At 40.7% G+C, this 4104-nt stretch carries 4 protein-coding genes; all 4 read right to left on the bottom strand.

From position 1 onward, the window contains the following. The coding region (gene ilvC / locus E7C97_RS09050) for a ketol-acid reductoisomerase (RefSeq protein WP_316108998.1) at positions 1-756 on the bottom strand (756 nt) is incomplete at its 3' end. 218 nt (positions 757-974) lie between these two features. Further along, on the bottom strand, positions 975-1451 hold the full coding sequence (gene ilvN, locus E7C97_RS09045; RefSeq protein ID WP_001253809.1) for an acetolactate synthase small subunit: 477 nt from the start codon (positions 1449-1451) through the stop codon (positions 975-977). Then, positions 1444-3144 (bottom strand): acetolactate synthase large subunit, encoded by a 1701-nt coding sequence (locus E7C97_RS09040; RefSeq protein ID WP_316108994.1) that lies wholly within the window; start codon positions 3142-3144, stop codon positions 1444-1446. Before E7C97_RS09040 ends, ilvN begins: the two co-directional genes overlap by 8 nt. A 212-nt stretch (positions 3145-3356) precedes the next feature. Next, positions 3357-4046 (bottom strand): 50S ribosomal protein L1, encoded by a 690-nt coding sequence (gene rplA / locus E7C97_RS09035; protein WP_001085672.1) that lies wholly within the window; start codon positions 4044-4046, stop codon positions 3357-3359. Positions 4047-4104 lie beyond the last annotated feature (58 nt).

Here is a 4104-nt window from a genome sequence, read left to right as displayed (position 1 = left end):
TGAAATTGATTGACGCATTTTCTTGAATCCACCTTCATAGATCAAGTCAACGATCAATTTCATTTCGTGAAGAACTTCAAAGTAAGCCAATTCTGGAGCATAACCAGCTTCAGTCAAGACTTCAAAACCAGCTTCGATAAGAGCAGTCAAACCACCACAAAGAACTGCTTGTTCACCAAACAAATCTTCTTCAGTTTCTTCTTTGTATGTTGTTTCAAGAAGACCTACACGCGCTGCACCAACACCTTTACACCAGTCCATAGCGATGTTTTTAGCATTTCCTGTTGCATCTTGGTAGACAGCGTAAAGTGCTGGAACACCAAATCCTTCTTCGTAAGTACGACGTACCAAGTGTCCTGGTCCTTTAGGAGCACACATAAAGACATCAACATCTGCAGGAACTTTGATGAATTCGAAGTGAATGTTGAAACCATGTGCAAATCCAACAGCATTCCCAGCTTCCAAGTTTGGAGCAATTTCTGCTTCGTACAATTCTTGTTGGATTTCATCTGGTGCCAAGATCATGATAACATCAGCCAATTTAGTTGCTTCTGCTACTGTGTAAGTGTCAAAACCATCTTCTTTTGCTTTATCAAAAGACTTACCTGGACGTACACCGATGATCACATCGCGACCTGAATCACGCAAGTTTTGAGCGTGCGCATGTCCTTGTGAACCATAACCAATAACGGCGATTTTTTTACCGTCAAGTGCTGCTACTTTTACATCTTTTTCGTATTCCATTTGAACTGCCATAGTTTTTTCTCTCTTTTCTATTTTTATTGCCTGTTAGGCTAGTTTAACAAATTTAAGTTGGATTCTTTTACTCAATGAAAATCAAAGAGCAAACTAGGAAGCTAGCTGTAGGTTGCTCAAAGCACTGCTTTGAGGTTGTAAATAAGACTGACGAAGTCAGTAACATATACCTACGGCAAAGCGACGCTAACGTAGTTTGAAGAGATTTACGAAGAGTATTAGTCGCGGGTAAATCCAGTTGCACCCGTACGAGCGATATTCTTAATACCGTAAGGTCGAATGACTCGAATCAAAGCTTCACTCTTTTCTGCATTCCCAGTCATCTGAATGGTAATGGAACTTGGAGCTACATCGACTACTGTTGCACGGAAAGGTTGGATAATAGCCAAAATTTCTGCACGTTTTTCAGCAGGCGCTGAAACCTTTATAAGAATTACTTCTCGTTCTAAGTGGGGCTGATCCGTAATATCACGAATACGAATTACATCAATCTGACGATTAAGTTGTTTGATGATTTGCTCCACCTCATCATGTGAGGCAACATCGATGATAATGGTAATTCGTGATACGTTAGGATTTTCCGTTGCGCCAACAGAAATGCTTTCGATATTGACTTGACGTCTCGATAAAACTCCTGTGAAGCGATTGAGAACACCTGAACGGTTTTGAAGTTTGGCTGTTAACATTCTACGCATTAAACTTCACCCCCAACATCTCATGATTACTCTTACCAGCTGGGACCATCGGTAAAACATGTTCTTTCCGAGAAATGTCTACTTCAATAAACATTGGTTCATCTTCCATGATGACTTCCAAATCCTTCTCAAGAGTTTCAGGATTATCAAACTTATAATTCTTAATTCCATAGGCTTGAGCCATCAATTGGAAATCTGGAAGGCTATCAAAGACCGACTCTGAAGTTCGACCATCATAGAAGGCTTCTTGCCACTGGCGAACCATCCCGAGTGAATGGTTATTAAGCATGATGACCTTGATTGGAATCTTGTAAATATTTAAGATTGCCAATTCCTGATTGGTCATCTGGAAACCGCCATCTCCGACAAAGAGAACAACTTCTTTATCTGGATTAGCAATCTTAGCACCAATAGCTGCTGGGACTCCGAATCCCATGGTTCCTAGACCACCTGATGTTACCAATTGACGCTCGTTTTGGTAAGGATAGTATTGAGCCGTCCACATTTGGTGTTGTCCAACATCTGTTACGACAATGGCATCACCCTTGGTCAACTCACCAATACGTTCAATAACTGCTTGAGGTTGAACCACACGTTCTTTCTTATCATAAGATCGAACACGGTTCTTATCTTTGGTAACTTTTTCAATCCATTTTTCAGTATTGTTACGAACAATTGGTTCTGCAAGCAATTGTTGCAAGGCCTTTTTCGCATCTCCAACAACCGGAATATCAACTGCGATAATCTTACCAATCTCTGCAGGATCGATATCAATATGCGCTACTTTTGCATTCTTAGCAAAGGTCTTAGGATTTCCAGTCAAACGGTCATCAAAACGACAACCAATAGAAATCATAAAGTCAGCCTCAGTCATGGCAATATTGGCTGCAAAGGAACCGTGCATTCCACCCATTCCCAAAAACAGTGGATGGCTAGTTGCGATTGTTCCCTGTCCCAAAAGACTGGTAACAACAGGAATTTGATAACGCTCTGCAAATTCATTTAACTCTGCTGCAGCCTCAGCGTAACTAATCCCACCACCAGCTAGCAAGACTGGCTTTTTAGCCTTAGACAATTGCTTCAAGATTTTCTTGATTTGCATATCATTTGGCTCAAGTGTTGGCTGATAACTTGGTAAATCTATCTCTGGAGAGTAAACGAAGTCTGTCTCAAGCGCAGAAACATCTTTTGGAAGATCAATGACGACTGGCCCTGGACGACCTGTGGTCGCAATATGTACCGCCTCTGTAATAATACGTGGAATATCTGCAGTTTCTCGAACCTGATAATTATACTTAGTGATTGGCATGGTGATACCAACGATATCAGCTTCTTGAAAAGCATCTTTCCCAATTCCAGCACGTGCCACTTGGCCAGTAAAGACTAAAAGGGGAACACTATCGCTCATAGCATCTGCGATCCCTGTAATGGCATTTGTAGCTCCTGGTCCGCTTGTGACGACTGCTACACCCAGTTTTCCTGTTGACTTAGCATAACCTTCAGCTTCGTGAAGACAGCCCTGCTCATGGCGACCTAGAATATGGCGGATTCCCTTAAAATTATAAATAGCATCATATAAAGGAAGTACCGCTCCACCAGGATAACCAAAAATCGTATCGATTCCTAAGTCACGAAGTGTTTCCAAAACAAGATCCGATCCCGACTTAGGTGAGTCTAAAATGATTTTCTCCATCGTTCCCCTTTCTCTTCTCTTAAAAATAGCTTGTTACTATGATACCATTTTTTCAAAAATTTTCAAGGGAAAAGAGCAAATTTTCTGAATTTTCTATCTAGATACTTTACAATATCAAATAGATTAGAAAGTTTATACGTATTTTTATTTTTTTAATAGAAAAAAGGTTGAGACAAACTTGTCTTCAACCTTTCATGTTAAATTATTACTAATTAAAGTGAGTTAACGTCAACCTTGATACCAACACCTTGAGTAGTTGTGATTGTCAAGCTTGTTACGTAAGTTCCTTTAGCAGTAGCTGGTTTAGCTTTTTGGATTGTTTCGTTGAATGCTTTGAAGTTTTCAACCAACTTGTCAGCTTCAAATGAAACTTTACCGATGATAGCTTGTACGATACCTGCACGGTCTGCACGGTAAGTGATTTTACCACCTTTAGACTCTTCAACTGCTTTAGCAACATCCATTGTTACAGTACCAGTTTTAGGGTTTGGCATCAAGTTACGTGGTCCAAGGACACGTCCAAGACGTCCAACAAGAGCCATCATATCAGGTGTAGCGATAACTACGTCGAAGTCCAACCAACCGTCGTTGATTTTAGCAACAAGGTCGTCTTCACCAACGAAGTCTGCACCAGCAGCTTTAGCTTCTTCAGCTTTTGCACCACGTGCAAATACAAGAACGCGAGCTGTTTTACCAGTACCGTTTGGCAATACCATTGCTCCACGGATTTGTTGGTCAGCTTTTTTAACGTCGATGTTCAAGTTATAAGCAACTTCTACAGTTGCATCAAATTTTGCGAAGTTAGTTTCTTTTGCAAGAGCTACAGCTTCTTCTACGCTGTATGCTTTTGTGCTGTCGATCTTCTCAAGAGCAGCACGAAGTTGTTTGCTTTTTTTAGCCATTTTCTATTCTCCTTGTAAGTGGTTCAATCGATTTTCATCTCCCACGTCACTTCTCGAA

This window comes from Streptococcus sp. (genome assembly GCF_032481935.1).
Lineage (GTDB): Bacteria > Bacillota > Bacilli > Lactobacillales > Streptococcaceae > Streptococcus.
This window is presented reverse-complemented; position numbering and strand designations above follow the sequence as displayed.